Raw genomic sequence first — 17307 nt, 5'->3', positions numbered from 1 at the left:
ACGAGCCATCCGACGAGGCACGCGCTAACACGCCACGTCCGCTCCCACGCGTAGGTTTTCAAACAACACCACGCATGGTGCGAGCGTCAGCGTCGCCACTCAACCCATCAAACAACCAAACACGGTGTCGCATCGCGGACCTGCCCGACGCGCCGCCGCTGCGGTAACGAGTGTTCAATGCGTGTTCACCTGGAGGCCAACTTTCCACGGGCGCGAGGACACTCGCGTCGCATAAGCTGAGACACGAATCGAATCAAGGCGTGAAGGAGATGGTTCATGCAGTCTTCGGTCGGCATCCGCGAGCGCATCGACCACGTGTACCCGTCGTTGCGTCCGGCGGAACGGGCGGTGGCGCAGTATGTCCGTGATCATATCGCCGAAGCGGCGGAGCTCACCGTCGGCCAGCTCGCGCAGGCGGCACGGGTCAGTCAGCCGACGGTGATCCGGTTCTCCCGCAAGCTCGGATTCGGCGGATACCGCGAGCTGCGCTACGTGCTGCGTCATCCAGAGGCCGAACGCCGCGTGACCTTCGACCCGCTGGAGGGGTTCGATCTCAACCCGTGGGACGATCTGGACTCCGTGCCGCTCAAGGCGGTCAGCAGCGCGAAGACGCTGCTGGACGACCTGTCCGCATCGTTGGACCAATCGGCGTTCCGCAAGGCGGTCGCGCTGATCGCTGGCGCGTCGCTGGTCGACATCTACGGCGTGGAGAACTCGCTGGTCCCGGCCACCGATCTGTTCACCAAGCTCGGCTATCTCGGCTTGAAAGCCAGGCTGAATACCGACGCCTACCTGCAGCAGATCGGCGCGGGCCATCTTGAGACGACCGACACCGCGATCGCGTTCTCGTATTCCGGTTCGTCGTCCGATACGGTGAAGGCATTGCGGCTGGCGAAATCGCAGGGCGCGCACACGATCGCCGTCACCAACGCGGCCGGCACCCCCCTGGCCAGTTGGGCGGACGTGTGCCTGTACGCGGGCCGCGGGGAGCATACGATCTACGGCAATGCGATCTTCTCGCGCGTGGCGCATACGGCGATCGTCGACATGCTGTACATGGGCGTGATCCTGAGCGACTACGGCCGGTTCTCCACCGAGTTGGATCGTTCCGGCAAGATCATCGCCGACCGCGCATACCGCGACTGAGCCGGTCCGCGGCGCCTCGTCCGCGTTCGCCGCGACCGTCTCGACCACGGATAACCGCGGCCACCTCGTCATACTGCCTCTCGTGGCGGTTTTCGCTCACTGAACACCGTTTCAGTGAGCGAAAACCGCCACGCACCATCTCGCGTGGCAGAAAACGCTTGCTGAGCGCATGCTCAGCAAGCGAAAACCGCCACTCGTCAACCGTGAAAACTACGGAACTACAACGACGCGGCGTAGTTTTACTCATTGTTCACCATCCTTTTATTGAGCTTTCCCCTCAACCGTCCCCGCAACGCCGATTCGTGCCCGACCATGGAAACTGCGGCATGAAGTTCGGTCGCACATAACTGAATACCGAACGGGGATGCCGGCATCCGGCCGGCATCGAAAGCGCAGGCCGCCACGAGCAGTCTGCCGGAAGGCAAGTTGAGAAATATGCTCGAACTGAACAACATCACCAAATCCTTCGGGGACACCCACGTCCTCAACGGCATCAGCCTGACGCTGGGCGACAGCCAGATCATGTCGATCCTTGGGCCCTCCGGCGGCGGCAAGACCACGCTGCTCAACATCATCCTCGGCATCACCGATCCGACCAGCGGCCAGATCCTCTACAACGGCGAGGATCTCACGCAGGTGCCGATGGAGAAGCGCGGGTTCAACATCGTGTTCCAGGACTACGCGCTGTTCCCGAACCTCACCGCCTACGAGAACATCACGTACGGCCTGAGGAACAACCCGGGCATCTCGTCGCAGGCCGAGATCAAAGAGCTGATCTCGCTGCTCGGGCTCGAGGAACACCTGGGCAAGCGCATCGACGAACTGTCGGGTGGCCAGAAGCAGCGCGTCGCGCTCGCCCGCACGCTGGTGATGAAGCCGAAACTGCTGCTGCTCGACGAACCGCTGAGCGCATTGGACGGCGTGATCAAGGAGTCGATCAAGGCGAAGATCAAGCAGATCGTGGAGCAATACAAGCTCACGACGATCATGGTCACGCACGACCCGGAGGAGGCGTGCACGATGAGCGACCGCGTGCTCATCATCAACCACGGCAAGATCGCGCAGTACGACACGCCGGAGAACATCATCGAGCATCCCGCGTCCGACTTCGTGCGCAAGTTCATCCTGCACCAGCTGGAGGTCAAGCGCAACAACATCTACACGCTGTTCAACGAGGGCGACGCGCACGAGCCGACGGTCGCGGCCGCCGCGCAGCCCGCCGCCGCGACGAGCGCGCAGGAGGCCTGACATGTCCGCCGAATCGATCCAGGCGGCCAACCAGCTGCCCAACATCCGTCCCGAAATCGTCAACTACGAACGCCGTCCGCGCGCCCCGAAGCAGACCGAGCTGTGGACGCTGCTGGTCATCGTGGCCGTCGCGTTCGCCGCGTTCCTCGTCGTGCCGATGGCGCTCGTCATCGTCAGGTCGTTCACCACGGCGGACGGTTCCGCGACGCTCGCCAACTATGCGGCCGTGCTCTCGCGTCCCGAGTTCACGCGGTCGATCACCAATTCGCTGGCCGTGTCGTCCGTGTCCGCGCTCGTGGCCGTGCTGCTCGCGTTCCTGCTCGCGTACACGATCAACTGCACGAACCTTCCCGGCGGATTCAAGCGTGCCATCGGCCTGCTCTCCCAGCTGCCGATGCTGCTGCCGACCATCACGTACGGCTTCGCGATCATCTACTCGTTCGGCAAGCAGGGCCTGATCACCCGCCTGCTCGGCGGCCACCAGCTGTTCGACATCTACGGGTTCAACGGCCTGCTGCTCGGCTACGTGATCTACACGCTGCCGACCTGCTTCCTGCTGATCAACAACAGCTTCCAGTTCGTCGACAAGAAGTTCATCATCGTCTCGCACATCATGGGCGACAAACCCCTGACCACGTTCCTCAACACGGTGCTGCGCCCGCTGATCGGCACGATGGCCGTCGCGTTCATCCAGTCGTTCTTCCTCGCGTTCACCGACTACGGTATCCCGACGTCGGTCGGCGGCGAATACGACGTGCTCGCGATGACGCTGTTCAACCAGATGCTCGGTTCCATCCCGAACTTCAACCGCGGCGCCGTGATCGCCGTGTTCATGCTGATCCCGTCGATCATCTCGATCATCCTGATGACCGTGCTCGAACGCTTCGCGATCCGCTACAAGCAGATCAGCCAGGTCGACCTGCCGAAGGGGCCGCGCCGCGACTGGGCGTGCGCCATCGCCTCCGTAGTGGTGCTCGTGTGCACGCTGTCGGTGTTCGCGGTGATCCTGCTCATCCCGTTCGTCTCGGAATGGCCGTTCAACACGGCGCCGACGTTCGCGCACATCGCGAACATGTTCACCGATCCCGAGCTCACGCAGGTGTTCACGAACTCGCTGTACGTGGCCGTGATGACCGCGATCATCGGCTGCCTGTTCGCGTATGCTGCCGGACTGGTGACCTCGCGCTCCAAGCTGCCGAACTGGGCGAAGCGTTCGGTCGACGCGATCTCGGCGATCATCAACACCGTGCCCGGCATGGTGCTCGGTATCGCGTTCCTGTTCGCGTTCTCCGGCTCCGGCCTGCAGAACACGTTCTGGATCCTGATCGCGGCGAACATCATCCACTACTTCGCCACCCCGTACCAGATGATCAAGGATTCGCTCTCGAAGATGAACGCCGGCTGGGAGACGACCGCCAAGCTCATGGGCGACAACTGGATCAAGACGATCGTGCGCGTGGTCACGCCGAACGCGCTGCCGACCATCCTGCAGGTGTTCGGCTACTACTTCGTCAACGCGATGGTCACGATCTCCGCGGTCGTGTTCCTGACCGGCGCCCGCACGCAGGTCATCACTACGAAGATCTCCGCGCTGCAGCACATCGCCAAGTTCGATGACGTGTTCGTGCTCTCGCTGCTCATCCTTGTGACGAACCTCGTCGTCAAGGGCGTGGTCGCGTTCGCCACGCGTGACCGTTCCGCCGAACGCGCCCGCGCTGCGGCCCGCGCCACCGTGCGCACGCCGCAGGTCGCCGCCGCACGGTCCACCGTCGCCGCCGACACGAAGCTGACCGCCGCGGTGCAGGCCGCCGAGAACGGCACGCCGGACTTCCCATTGCCGACCAGCGGCAACCGCCGCGCCCGCAACGCATTCACCGCGGGACTGTCGGCCGTGCTCGCCGTGCTGCTCGTCAGCTTCGGGTTCGGCGCGACCTCCACCGCCTCCGCCAACGGGCAGGTTGTGATCTACACGAACGCCGACGACGAGGCCGTGGTCGCCTTCCAGCACGCGCTCGACAACAACGGGTTCAAGGACCAGTACATCATCCAGAGCTTCGGCACCTCCGAGCTGGGCGGCAAGATGCTCGCCGAAGGCAAGGCGCTCGAGGCCGACATGCTCACCATGAGCTCCTACTACGTGGATTCGGCGCAGGAGCGCAACCACATGTTCGCGCGTCTGACCGACGTGAAATCGCAGCTGCTAGGCACGTCCGAGAACTCGAAGGCGCCGAACTACCGCCGCCCGACCACCGCCCAGGAGGGTGCGATCATCGTCAACACGAAGGCGCTTGAGGCGGCCGGCGTGGACGCGCCGAAGAGCTTCAAGGACCTCGCCGACCCGAAGTACGCGGGACTGATCTCCGTGCCCGACATGGAAGGCTCGTCGACCGGCTGGCTGATGATCCAGGCCATCGCGGACGCGTACGGCACCGGCGAGGAGGGCAAGGCCATCCTCACGGCGATCTACCGCAACGCCGGCCCGCACCTCGAACAGTCCGGCTCCGGCCCGCTCAAGGCCGTGCGTTCGGGCGAGGTGGCGATCGGCTTCGGCCTGCGCCATCAGGCCGTCGCAGACAAGAAGAAGGGCCTGCCGATCGACTACGTCGACCCCGAGGAGGGCAACTACTCGCTGACCGAATCGGTGGCAGTGCTCGACAAGGGCAAGGCGACGAACCCGAAGGCGCAGAAGATGGCCGCGGTGATCATCGACCAGGGCCGTAAGGAACTGCTCGAAACATATCCGACGCCGCTGTACCAGGGCGAGAAGGCCCCGACCAACGCATCCAAGCGTTCCAAGACGTTCCCCAAGCCCCTGACCGTCGACCTGCTCCAGCAGCACCAGGACTTCTCCGCCGAGTGCAAGCGCATCGCGCAAGGCAAATAAACGGTTACGCAACCAACAGAACTACAGACAACACGCCGACGGAAATCGTAAAACTACGTAGAAGATTACAGGAACTACGCAAGTGACTACAGTCGGCAATCGGAAACAGGAAAGGAACCAATCATCATGGCAAACGAATACAAGCTCCTCACTCCCGGCCCGCTGACGACCACGCGCACCGTCAAGGAGGAGATGCTCTTCGACCACTGCACGTGGGACGAGGACTATCAGCAGATCACGCAGAAGATCCGCCGCCAGCTGCTCGAGCTCGCGCACTGCGACCCGTCCGAGTACACCGCCGTGCTCATGCAGGGCTCCGGCACGTTCGGCGTGGAAAGCGTGCTGACCTCCGTGATCGGCAAGGACGAGAAGGTGCTGCTGTGCACGAACGGCGCGTACGGCGACCGTCAGGTGAAGATCTGCGAGCACGCCGGCATCAACTACGTCCAGTACGCGGAACCGTACGATCGCATCCCGGACGAGGCGAAGGTCGACGAATACCTGCGCAACGATCCGACGATCACGTACGTGTCCATGATCCACTCTGAGACCACGTCCGGCCTGCTCAACGACATCGCTGCGGTGGCGACCGTCGCCAAGGCGCACGGCTGCACGTTCATGGTCGACGCGATGAGCTCGTTCGGCGGCGTGGACATCCCGGTCGCCGGCTGGGGCATCGACTTCCTCGTCTCCTCGGCGAACAAGTGCATCCAGGGCGTGCCGGGCTTCAGCTTCATCATCTGCAACAAGGCGAAGCTCGAGGCGTCCAAGGGCAAGGCGCGTTCGCTCTCGCTCGACCTGTGGGACCAGTGGAACACGCTCGAGAAGGCGAACGGCAAGTGGCGTTACACCTCGCCGACCCACGTGGTGCTCGCGTTCTCCAAGGCCCTCGACGAGATGTTCGCCGAAGGAGGCATCCCCGTGCGCTCCGCCCGCTACGCGCTCAACAACCACCTGCTCATCGCGCGCATGAAGGCGCTCGGCTTCCGCGTGTTCCTTACCGAGCACCAGGGTCCGATCATCACCACGTTCCTGTACCCGGACGGCACGAAGTTCGACTTCCATGACATGTACGAGTTCATCAAGGAGCGCGGCTACGCGATCTACCCGGGCAAGCTCACCACCGAGGAGACGTTCCGTCTGGGCAACATCGGCGAGATCTACGCCGACGACATCGAGAAGGTGACCGAGCTGCTGGCGCTGTACATGGGCGAGCGCGGGCTGCTCGAGGCGGCCACCGGCTCGGATTCCGTGCCGGCCGCGATCGCCGCGATGGACGCCGCGGGCGAGCCGATCAAGGCCGCTGCCCCGGCCGGCGTGAAGCTCACCGCCTGAGACGAAGATACCGTTCAACCGCATCGGGTGTGACGGTGTGGCGGGGCGGTATGCGTTGCCCGATACGCTCCGAAGCCGCTCGGCTTCGCTCCGGCATGTGCTCGCGCAGCTTAGCACATGCCTGCGCTGCTTATGATCTGGCAACGCATACCGCTCCGCCACACCTCGGGATTTCGAGTTATTTGCCATCTACTTCGTAAGGAACAGTATTATGACCAATCGTTTTGAGGCCGTGATTTTTGATTGGGCCGGCACCACCGTGGACTATGGGTGCTTCGCGCCGGTGCGCGCGTTTCAGGAGGCGTTCAAGGAGTTCGGAGTGACGCCGACCATGGAGGAGACACGCAAGCCGATGGGCATGCTCAAGCACGACCACATCAACACGATGCTGCACATGGACCGCATCGCCCGCGCGTGGGAGGACGAGCACGGTTCGGCGCCGACCGACGCGGACGTGGATGCCGTGTACGCGCATTTCGAGCCGAAGCTGCTGAGCATTCTCAACGAGTTCGCCGATCCGAAGCCGGGTGTGACGGATGCGGTGGCCGAGTTGCGTGCGGCCGGCATCAAGATCGGTTCGACCACCGGATACACCGACAAGATGATGGACATCGTCGTGCCGCAGGCGGCCGCGAACGGCTATGCGCCGGACTGCTGGTTCAGCCCGGATTCCACGAACGGTTTCGGCCGCCCCTACCCATACATGGTGTTCCGCAACCTTGAACGGCTCGGCGTGACCGACGTGCGCCGCGCCGCCAAAGTGGGCGACACGCTCTCCGACATCCGCGAGGGCAAGAACGCCGGCGTGTTCACGATCGGCGTGACGGAAGGCAGCTCGCAGATGGCGTTGAGCCAAAGCGAGTTCGAGGCGCTCTCCCCCGCCGATCAGGCCGCTGCCCGCGCCGACGCGCGTGACGCGTTCGTCAAGGCCGGCGCCGACGCCGTCATCGACACGATGGCCGAACTGCCGACGCTGCTCGCTCAGCTCGCCTGAGCGTTCCAATCTTTCCCACGAAAGCCGTTGTTCATCTGATGAACAACGGCTTTCGCAAACTTTGAGGCAGTTTCCCATTTGTGCATGGGTCTTTCTCCAAACCTTGAAGCAGTATCGTCTCGAACAATTCGGTCATAAGGCCGTTTTCGACGCATTGACAACGGTAGAGCGCCGAGTAGCCGCCTCAGGGTTTGGAGAAAGACCTTCAGCAACAGCAAAAACTGCCTCAGAGTTTACGAATTGGATGCCACAGAGCGATTCCGCAGACTCGCCGCCAATACCGCAACGCCCGCCGACGGACGCATTTCACCCGTTGACGCGCTCTCCGGCGGCGCTACGGTAGCCGAAATTCATCATTTCGCTGTTGTAGGCCACCACGCCGCGGCCGGTCGCGGGCAGCACGATCATGCCGCCGTCGCCGTGATGCGCGGCGACCTCCTCGAGCGTGGCCACGGCCGCGTCATGCACGGATTCTCCGGCAAAGCGCACGCGGTCGGCCACCTGATGCGCCGCGACCGCCTTGATGAACGCCTCGCCGATGCCGGTGCACGAGACGGCCACGGTGCGCTGGTCGGCGAACGTGCCGCATCCGGGCAGCGGCGAGTCGCCGACGCGGCCGTGCATCTGGTTCGTGATGCCGCCGGTGGAGGTGCCGGCGGCGATCCGCCCGGCCGCATCGCGCGCTACCGCGCCGATCGTGCCGTGCTTCTCGTCGCCGATCACGCCGCCCTGCGCCTCGGTGCCGCCGGCCTCGCCGGCCCGTTTCGCCCATGCGTCGCCGCCGGCCTGCGCCTCGGCCAGCGAGCGCCGCCGCGCTTCGGTGACGAAATACTCGTTCGGCCGGGTTTCCACGCCCCATGCGGCGATCTCCTCGTCGGTCGGGTCGGCGAACAATACGTGCTTGGTCTGGTTCTTGACGGCCCGCGCCGCGTCGATCGGGTTCTTCACCGTGCCCACGCCGGCGACCGCCCCGACTTCGCCGTCGCCGTCCATCAGGCATGCGTCCATGCGCGCCAGTCCGTCGCTGGTGAGCGCCGCGCCGCGTCCCGCATTGAATTCGGGCGCGTCCTCCATCACGTGAATGGCCGCGACCACCGCGTCCTCGGCCGCGCCGCCCGCTTCCAGCACCGTGTATCCGGCGTCCAACGCGCGCCGCAGATCGGCCTGCACCTGCGCCGATCGTTCCGGCGTATGGTGTTTGCCCCGATCGCCCGCCCCGGCGTGGATGATCAACGTGATGCCGCTTTCACTGCCCGCCGATTCGACGGTCGCCAGCGGCACGGTTCCTTGTTGCGCCATGATAGGCCCCCTTTCCCGATGCGGTGGCCGTCAAGACTGTCAAGATCGTCTCGCCTGTCATCGCAACCTGTCGTCGCAGTCTATCGACCGCGATTCCGGACACGATTATCGGCCTCCTCGCAGATCACGTGCACGCCTCGTTCGATATCCGTCCCATCGGGCCGTACGAAATTGAGCCGGATGTGCGTGTCGTCGGTTTCGTCCACGTCGAATACGCCGCCCGGCATGAACGTGACGCCGCGCGACCGGCAGTCCGCCAGCAGGTCCAACGCGCGCACGCCGTCCGGCAGCGTAACCCACACGTAGTAGCCGCCTTCGGGCACGATCCAGCGCATGCCGCGCGGCGCATGCCGTTCCAGCGTGTGCACGGCCGTGTCCCTCCGCACGCGGTACGCCGCGGTCAGGTCGCGCACATGCGCGGCGATCCGACCTTCCCGCAGCAGTTCCAGGCAGATGCGCTGCGACGACGTGCTCGTATGCTGGTCGACCATGCGCCGCAGTGCGGCCAGCCGCGCGATCACGTGCGGGTCGGCCACCACCCATCCGGTGCGCAGTCCCGAGGTCACGGTTTTCGAGAACGTCGACAGGTACATCACGTAGCCCGCGTTCTCCATGCCCGCAAGCGGCACGGGCCGATCGTCCGGGCTCCCGTACCACAGTTCCCCGTACGCGTCGTCCTCGATGATCAGGCACTGGTATCGCCGCGCCACGTCGACGAGTTCGCGCCGCCGCGTGGTCGGCAGCGTGGTGCCGGTCGGATTCTGGAACGTGGGCACGGTGTAGATGAGTTTGGGATGGAAGCGCGCGCAGTAGCCGTCGAGCAGGTCGGTGCGCATGCCGTGTTCGTCCATCGGCATGCCGACGATGCGCGCGTCGGCGGAGCGGAACGCCTGCAGCGCGGGGAAGAACGTGGATTGTTCGACGAGCACGCGGTCGCCGGGGTTGACGAACGCGCGCACGATCAGGTCGATGCCTTGTTCGGATCCGGAGAGCACCATCACGTTGCGCGCGTTGCAGTGCACGCCGCGGGTGCGCATGTGGTCGGCGAGCAGGTCGCGCAGTTCGTCGAAGCCTTCGATCGGCGATTCGGGCTGGCCGTCGAAGTCGTGCGAGGCGAACGCTTCAAGGCTGACCGCGCGCAGCAGGTCGTCGGGAATGTCGGCCGGGTTGGGCGAACCGGTGGCGAAGTCGACAATCGTGCCGGCGCCGCCGGAGCCGCCGCGTTGCGCACGTTCCGCTTCGGCGATGTCGTGGTAGGTGAACCGGTTGGAGTAGTCGCTGAACAGCACCGACCATGGCGGCCGGATGACGGTTGGCTCGGGGTCGACGGGCAGCTGCGCGCGCACGTCGCGGATGGTGACGATCTGCGGGCGGGAATCGCCGGGGGCCGCGGACGGCACGGGTGACGATGACGCAGCGGATGCGGTGACGGATGATGTCGACGACAATGTCGCGTACGGTCGTGACGACCGTGCGGCGGCGAATGCCGATGACGCAGGAACAGGGACGGGAACAGCCGGCAGCACGAATGTGCCTTTGCCGACCTTGGATGCGATCAGCCTTTCGTCCTTGAGCTGCTGGTAGGCCTGCAGAACGGTGGCCCGGTTGACGCCGAGCCGCGTTGCGAGTTCGCGTTCGGGAGGCAGCCGGTAGCCTTCGGCGAGCGCGCCGGAGACGATCTGCTCGCGCAGTTCGCCGGCAAGCTGCCGGTACATCGGCATCGGACTGTGCCGGTCGAGCCGTATCTGCATGCGATCGCCTCCGCTCAGGTTTGCCATTTGTCGCCGTTTCGACTGTCGGCGCGTTCCTTCGCTACCCTACATCGGCGCAAATCACAGCGAGAGGAACAGCTCGTGCAGCCGCGTGTCGTCGGTGAGTTCGGGGTGGAACGCGGTGGCGAGGATGTTGCCCTGCCGCAGCGCGACCGGATGCTCGTCGACACTGGTCTTGACGACGGCCTGCGATCCGACCGAAACGACGTACGGCCCGCGGATGAACACGAGCGGCAGATCCGCGAGATAGTCCGTGTCGCCCGGCCGGCCGAAGTCGGCGGTGGCGGCGAACGAGCCGAGCTGCCGGCCGTACGCGTTGCGGCGGACGGTCGCGTCGAGCGCGCCGAAATACACGTTCGGATCGTTGTCAAGACGGCTTGCGAGCAGGATCATGCCGGCGCAGGTGCCGAACACCGGCTTGCCGGCGGCGATGTGCCGTGCGATCGGCTCGAACAGGCCGGTCGAATGCAGCAGCTTGCCCTGGGTGGTGGATTCGCCGCCGGGCAGGATGACGCGGTCGATCGACGTGTCGAAGTCGCTGGCAGTGCGCAGCAGTTGCCACGGTGCGCCGAGTTTGTCGAGCACGGCCGCGTGTTCGGCGAACGCGCCCTGCACGGCGAGGATGCCGGTCACGCCGTGTTGCGCGGTTTCGGCATCGTCGGATTCCTCTTTGGAGATGTATTGGACGGCTACGACCATGAACGAACCTCCGATCGGGTCAATGCAACGGACGCGGGGTCACTCGCCGCGGGCGGCCATGATGGTCTGGATCTCGTCCTCGTTGATGCCGACCATCGCCTCGCCGAGGTTTTCGGACAGTTTGGCGAGCAGGTCGGCGTCCTGCCAGTTCGCGGTGGCCTGCACGATGGCGGCGGCTCGCTTGGCCGGGTCGCCGGACTTGAAGATGCCGGAGCCGACGAACACGCCTTCGGCGCCGAGTTCCATCATGAGCGCCGCGTCGGCCGGGGTGGCGACGCCGCCGGCCGCGAAGTTGACGACGGGCAGGCGGCCGTTGTCGTGCACGTACTTGGCGAGGTCGTACGGCACGGCGAGCTGCTTGGCGGCCTCGTACACCTCGTCGTCGCGCAGCGAGACGAGTTCGTGGATCTGCTTGTTCATGGTGCGCATGTGGCGCACGGCCTGGATGACGTCGCCGGTGCCGGGTTCGCCCTTGGTGCGGATCATGGCCGCGCCTTCGGCGATGCGGCGCAGCGCCTCGCCGAGGTTCTTCGCGCCGCACACGAACGGCACGTCGAACTGGTTCTTGTCGATGTGGTACACGTCGTCGGCCGGCGAGAGGACTTCGGACTCGTCGATGTAGTCGATGTCGATGGCCTGCAGGATGCGCGCTTCGGCGATGTGGCCGATGCGCACCTTGGCCATGACCGGGATGGACACGGCGGCCTGGATGCCCCTGATCATGGCCGGGTCGGACATGCGCGAGACGCCGCCGGCGGCGCGGATGTCGGCCGGGATGCGTTCGAGCGCCATGACGGCGCATGCGCCGGCGTCCTGCGCGATCTTGGCCTGTTCGGGCGTGGTCACGTCCATGATGACGCCGCCCTTGAGCATTTGGGCGAGGTTGCGGTTGAGTTCGGCGCGGTTCTGCGTCATGGTGTCCCCCTGTGGTCGGCCGGTCGCAAACGGCCGGAACGTGTTCGTGTATGTGCGATTGGCAACGCGACCATTATCAGATGCGCACATTGCCCGCATATGGACCAGTCCAATTCGGATCAGACCAATCCGATGGCTGTGCACCCGACCAATCCGGTCCGGCCGCGCAGCCCTGCCCGGCATCACGGCGCACAAGAATTCACCTTCGCTTCACCGCAACACACCGCCCGGTCAACGGCGGCGACGATTCACGCGTCTACTACTGGAATCATGAAGATCAGGATGACATCTCCCCGCCTGAACCTCTCCCAAACGTTCTCCATCGGGTTCGGCATGCTCGCCATCGCCGCCGCATGGGCCATGTACAACGCGTTCGTCCCGATCAAACTCAAGGAGCTCGCCATCCCGACCGCCATCGTCGGCGTCATCATGGGCATCGACAACCTGTGCGGGTTCACCATCCAGCCGTTGTGCGGCATCCTGTCCGACAAGGTGCGCACCCGTTGGGGCCGGCGCATCCCGTTCGCCCTGTTCGCCATCCCGTCCGCGGCCGTGTGCCTGATGCTCATCGCCGCCGCGCCGAACGCCCCGCTGACGATCGTCGCGGTCGTCGCCTACGCGGTGCTCATGTCGACCTGCCGTGCGCCGATCGTCGCGCTTATGCCCGACGTGACCGCGCCCGGCCAGCGCAGCACGGCGAACGGCATCATCAACTTCATGGGGTCGATCGGTAACGTGCTCGCGCTCGGCGGCGGCAGTCTCCTGTACCGGCGTTACGGCATGTCCCTCACGTTCGCGGCGGGCGCGTTCATCATGGTCGGCGCGCTCGCGGCGTTGGCGCGCCTGGTGCACGAGCCTGCCGAATTCCGCACGAAGCCGCATGAGCCGGCGCGCCTGCCGTTCGTCGGCTGGCGCGAGTTCCGCGACGCCGCGGTGCCGCGACTCGCTCTTGCCGGCGACGACCGTCGGCGGTTCGGACTGATCCTGCTGATCCTGTTCCTGTACACGATGGGGTCGAGCGCGATCGAAACGTATTTCACGCTGTATGCGACGCATGATCTGGGCATGGATGCGGGTGCGGCGAGCGGCGGACTGGTCTGGTTCGCGGTCAGCGGCATCCTGTTCGCGATTCCGGCCGGATGGCTGGGCACGCGGTTCGGCCGGCGCGCGACGATGGGCGCTGGTCTGGTATTGGCGACGGTGATGCTGGCGCCGATACCGTGGGTCGGCCGGGCCGGACTGCTGCCGTGGCTGGCGTTCGCGTTCGGCATCCTGTGGATGATGGTGCTGGTCAACGCGTTGCCGTGGGCAACCGAACTGGGCGGCACCGAGCATACCGGCACGATGACCGCGTACTACTATCTCGCCACGTCGTCCGGCGCGGCGATCAGTCCGACGCTGTTCGGCCTGGTGCAGCAGGCGACCGGCTCATACCGGTGGATGTTCCTGTACGCGATCGCCGGATTCGCGGCGGCGCTGGCCCTGATGCCGTTCGCCGGGCGTGCGGAAACCAACCTATTGCCGTCCGCTGTCTCCGGCACGCCCTCTTGGTCACGCGATGGCGAATCTCCCGCTTATGCCGTCGCGTGATTGATGCCCATCGCCGTCACGCCTCGTCGTCATCCGGCTCGTATGCAAGGATGTCGCCGGGCTGGCAGTCGAGCGCCTCGCAGATCGCGGCGAGCGTGCTGAACCGGATGGCGGAGACGCGGTTGTTCTTGATCTTCGACAGGTTCACGTTCGTGATGCCCACCTGATCGGCCAGCCAGTTCAGCGATCGCCCACGCTCGACCATCATCCGGTCGAGCCGAAGCACGATCCGCCCGCTCATCGCCACACTCCCCTCATCACATGCATCGACACGCTCACAGCAGCCCGTCGACGTCGTTCTGCAGTGCGACGCCGTAGCCGAACACCCGCGCGAACATGAACGAGAGGACGCCGAGCATGATGAGGACGGCCGTGGATGCGCCGCCGGTCACGGACACCGCGCAGCCGAACAGTGCGCAGAGCCCCGAGACGACGAGAACGGAGACGGGCGCGGCGATGAGGTACCAGCCGACGCGGTCGAGCCGTTCGATCGGCACGGTGCGGAACGGTGACGGGGTGTCGGAGTCGGTATCGGCGTAACGCGCGCGCTCGCGCAGCCAGTCGCGCAGGTTCGCCAGCAACGCGGCGAGTTCGCCGAACACGAGCGCAAGCAGCACGAGGATGGCCGTGCGTTCGAGGCTGACGAGCACGACGGCCGGCGCGTTGATCGTGTCGTTTGTCCAGTCGACGAGTCGGATGTCGCTGTCGAGGAAATGCCCGGTGATGGTCGCGGTGCCTATGCCGGCGTCCATCGACACGGCGTAGTCCGATGTGGCGTCGGGCGTGAACGAGCGTCCATCGATCAGGAACAGGACGGTGATGACGAGCTGGATGAGCGCGAAGAACGCGAGGGCGACCGCCGCGATGCGCGCGATGATGACCGCCGCGCCGCCGGCGCGGTCGAGCAATGCGTCCTGCTTGGTGTGTTGACGGGTTGCGGATGCGGATCTCGTGGCCATGATGACCTCCTTGTCATCGATTGTGGTCCATGTACGCTTCCAGTATCCTCCTGAATTTATCGTTTGTCAATAAACTTTTAACGTAAGACGACTATACTAACGCAACATGACAGCCGATCACTTCGTCGGCACGTCCATGAACCCGAGGCCGCGCAGGTAGCCATTGCCGGCGGTGATGTCGTACTGGATGAGCCGGTAGTCGTCGAGCAGCCGTTTGGTCGCGGCCGACGCGCGGCTCACGTCGATCTGCTTGCCGCTGCCGTCGAGGTAGAGCGGCGTTCCTTCGGGGATGCGAGTCCAGCCCTGCGTCACGTTGACCACGGGCGGTTCCATCGCGGGCACGGCACGGTGCATGGCCGTCAGGAACGCGAGGTACGGCGAGACGCGCGCGTTCAGGTGCGTGGCGGTCTGCGCCATGAGGTAGTTCGGCGACGTGTACGCGTTCTCCGCGGTGTTCGAACCGTCACCGCCCGCATGATTGCCGTTCTTCCTGCCCGCGGCCTCCGGCTCGCCCGTCGCCTTGCGTGCCGCCTTATTCGACCAGATGAAGTAATCGGTCTCGTGCAACGGGATCGAGTTGCGGTCGTCGGCGCTGGCGTGCTTGTAGATGCTCGGCAGGTGGTCGCCGTAGAAGATCACCGTGACCGGCTTGTTCATCGCGTCGAGCTTGGCGAGGAACTCCTTGGTGTATTGGTCGGTGTAGCTCATGCCCTTGGCGTACGTGTCGATGTGCGTGCGTTCGTCGGCTGACAGCGGCGTGCCGGTGGTGGAGCTGGCCTTGAACTGGTTGTGGTCGTACCAGTTCTCGTAGCCCATGTGGTTCTGCATGGTGACCAGTTGGATGAACTGGTTGCCGGATGTGCCGGTCGCGGAACCGTCGGACGTGCCGTTCGCCGCGTCCTTGATGAGTTTCAGCACGCTGTCGTACGATGTTTCGTCGCTGATGTAGTGCGACCGGTCGAGTCGTTTCGCGTGGCCTGCGATGAGCGGATCGTTCTGCGAGTAGAAGTTCGCGAATCCGAACTTGCGATAGTTCGTGGTGCGCGAGTACAGCGCGGGGTTGTACGGGTGGACGGCCTGGCTGGTGTCGCCGGCCGCGTTCCAGATCTGGTTGAACGACGGCGACCAGCTCATCTGCGGCACGAGCTGCTGGTAGGGGCTGGACAGCGACGCGTCGAAGTTGGTCATGCTCAGTCCGGTGAGCGCCTGGAACTCGAGGTTCGCGGTGCCGCCGCCGTAGCCGGACGAGAGCATCAGGCCGGATGTGGTGGTCTTTTTGAGTTCTCGGATGTACGGCATCGGATCCTGGTTGAGCGAGATGCCGGGCACTCGGGTCGGGTCGGAGAACGATTCGGACAGGATCATGACAACGGTGCCGTCGGTGAGGTTCGTGGTGCGCGTGCGGTTGATCGCGGCGGCCTGCGACGAGTAGCGTTGCGCGAGCTTGCGCATGGTCGCCTCGCTGTAGCCGGCCGGCTGGTCCATGACCTTGGGACGGGTCAGACGCAGGAAGCCGACCGCGACGCCGTTCGACTGCGCGTCCTCGATGGAGTCCCACAGTTTCGCCTTGTCGCCGAAGCCTGCGGCGAACGAGTTCGCCCATGAGCCGGTAGTGCCGAGGTCGGCGGCGAACGCGACAAGCATCGCGGCGCAGATCACGGCGGCGAGTCCGCGGCGGATGCGGCCGATGAACCGGCGCGGAGTGGCGATCAGCGAACCGCGCCCGTCGAAAACGTACGCGACGACGCAGACGGCGAGCAGGATCACGACCGTGACCGTCATCTGGATGATCGCCTCGGCGGAACCGGTCGGCGTGTTGGTGACGGTGTCGCCCATGCCGCCCGCGCCGCCGCTGGCCATCAGCGTGATGTCGGTTGGCCGGATCGTTTCCGAGCGAACCAGCACCTTCATGCGTTCAAGCACGGCGATGACGCCGATAATCGTGACGAACAGCCCGCTGGCGATCCAGAAACGGTTGACAGCGAGCATGAGCACCGCATATATCACGCCGATCACGAGCAGGTTGAGCAGGAACTGGAACTGGCCGGACTGCACCGCGCGCCCGTCCGCGCCGATGCCGAACATCTTGATGAAGAACATCCACGGCGTGGTGCGGCCGCGCGCGACCATCACGCTCCATTGCAGCATGGACACCGCGGCGACCGAAAACAGCACGAACGCGATCGCATACGTCCACCACGGGAACGGACGACGCATGCGTTTCTCTGCCGTGGCGCCGCGTTCGCCGCGCAGATGCAGACGACGCGCGGACACCAGCCGTCTGCGCAGCCGTTCCCGGGCCCCGTCGAGCGGGCGGCGGACCGGATGCGGCACCGGTATGGCGCCCGGCACCTCCCACGGCTCGGGGATGGCCGCCGCGGATTCCATCGCCGCCATCATCTGCGAGCCCGAGGCCATTTCGATTCTGCCGTCATCACGCCACTGCTTCATGCTTTCAGCCTATGG

13 protein-coding genes are annotated in these 17307 nt (G+C 65.0%); 6 read left to right on the top strand and 7 right to left on the bottom strand.

The window, feature by feature from the left end; all coding sequences use genetic code 11:
- Window positions 1-276: 276 nt before the first annotated feature.
- From JS541_RS09630 to phnX, 5 genes are all read left to right on the top strand, one after another.
- Window positions 277-1146, top strand: a complete 870-nt coding sequence (locus tag JS541_RS09630) for a MurR/RpiR family transcriptional regulator (protein ID WP_214374242.1) — start codon at window positions 277-279, stop codon at window positions 1144-1146.
- 435 nt (window positions 1147-1581) lie between these two features.
- Window positions 1582-2394 (top strand): ABC transporter ATP-binding protein, encoded by an 813-nt coding sequence (locus tag JS541_RS09625; RefSeq protein ID WP_214374241.1) that lies wholly within the window; start codon window positions 1582-1584, stop codon window positions 2392-2394.
- 1 nt (window position 2395) lies between these two features.
- The gene (locus JS541_RS09620; RefSeq protein WP_214374240.1) at window positions 2396-5278 is read left to right on the top strand and encodes an extracellular solute-binding protein; all 2883 of its coding nucleotides are present in this window, start codon (window positions 2396-2398) and stop codon (window positions 5276-5278) included.
- A 126-nt stretch (window positions 5279-5404) separates the two neighbouring features.
- A complete protein-coding gene (locus tag JS541_RS09615) occupies window positions 5405-6613 on the top strand; it encodes a 2-aminoethylphosphonate--pyruvate transaminase (RefSeq protein WP_214374239.1) in 1209 nt (402 codons plus the stop codon).
- A 211-nt stretch (window positions 6614-6824) separates the two neighbouring features.
- Entirely contained in the window at window positions 6825-7607 is a 783-nt protein-coding gene (gene phnX, locus JS541_RS09610) for a phosphonoacetaldehyde hydrolase (protein WP_214374238.1), read from the top strand.
- A 306-nt stretch (window positions 7608-7913) separates the two neighbouring features.
- On the opposite strand, the gene JS541_RS09605 is transcribed toward phnX, so the two are convergent.
- From JS541_RS09605 to pdxS, 4 genes are all read right to left on the bottom strand, one after another.
- A complete protein-coding gene (locus JS541_RS09605; protein ID WP_214374237.1) occupies window positions 7914-8906 on the bottom strand; it encodes an isoaspartyl peptidase/L-asparaginase in 993 nt (330 codons plus the stop codon).
- 80 nt (window positions 8907-8986) lie between these two features.
- Window positions 8987-10657, bottom strand: coding sequence for a PLP-dependent aminotransferase family protein (locus JS541_RS09600; protein ID WP_214374249.1), 1671 nt, complete (start codon window positions 10655-10657; stop codon window positions 8987-8989).
- Window positions 10658-10738: 81 nt separating this feature from the next.
- On the bottom strand, window positions 10739-11377 hold the full coding sequence (gene pdxT, locus JS541_RS09595; protein ID WP_214374236.1) for a pyridoxal 5'-phosphate synthase glutaminase subunit PdxT: 639 nt from the start codon (window positions 11375-11377) through the stop codon (window positions 10739-10741).
- A 39-nt stretch (window positions 11378-11416) separates the two neighbouring features.
- Window positions 11417-12292 (bottom strand): pyridoxal 5'-phosphate synthase lyase subunit PdxS, encoded by an 876-nt coding sequence (gene pdxS, locus JS541_RS09590; protein ID WP_214374235.1) that lies wholly within the window; start codon window positions 12290-12292, stop codon window positions 11417-11419.
- Window positions 12293-12562: 270 nt separating this feature from the next.
- Between pdxS and JS541_RS09585 the strand changes: the two genes are divergently transcribed.
- Window positions 12563-13882 (top strand): MFS transporter, encoded by a 1320-nt coding sequence (locus tag JS541_RS09585; RefSeq protein WP_214374234.1) that lies wholly within the window; start codon window positions 12563-12565, stop codon window positions 13880-13882.
- Window positions 13883-13898: 16 nt separating this feature from the next.
- Here the strand turns inward: JS541_RS09585 and JS541_RS09580 are convergent, their stop codons facing one another.
- From JS541_RS09580 to JS541_RS09570, 3 genes are all read right to left on the bottom strand, one after another.
- On the bottom strand, window positions 13899-14123 hold the full coding sequence (locus JS541_RS09580; RefSeq protein WP_214374233.1) for a helix-turn-helix transcriptional regulator: 225 nt from the start codon (window positions 14121-14123) through the stop codon (window positions 13899-13901).
- Window positions 14124-14157: 34 nt separating this feature from the next.
- Window positions 14158-14841 (bottom strand): hypothetical protein, encoded by a 684-nt coding sequence (locus JS541_RS09575; RefSeq protein ID WP_214374232.1) that lies wholly within the window; start codon window positions 14839-14841, stop codon window positions 14158-14160.
- Window positions 14842-14958: 117 nt separating this feature from the next.
- The gene (locus JS541_RS09570) at window positions 14959-17292 is read right to left on the bottom strand and encodes an LTA synthase family protein (protein ID WP_240539314.1); all 2334 of its coding nucleotides are present in this window, start codon (window positions 17290-17292) and stop codon (window positions 14959-14961) included.
- Window positions 17293-17307: the final 15 nt, after the last annotated feature.

The sequence above is a fragment of the Bifidobacterium sp. SO1 genome (genome assembly GCF_018555335.1).
GTDB lineage: Bacteria > Actinomycetota > Actinomycetes > Actinomycetales > Bifidobacteriaceae > Bifidobacterium > Bifidobacterium simiiventris.
The sequence above is the reverse complement of the archived record's forward strand: the minus strand, read 5'-3'. Positions and strand labels throughout refer to the sequence as shown.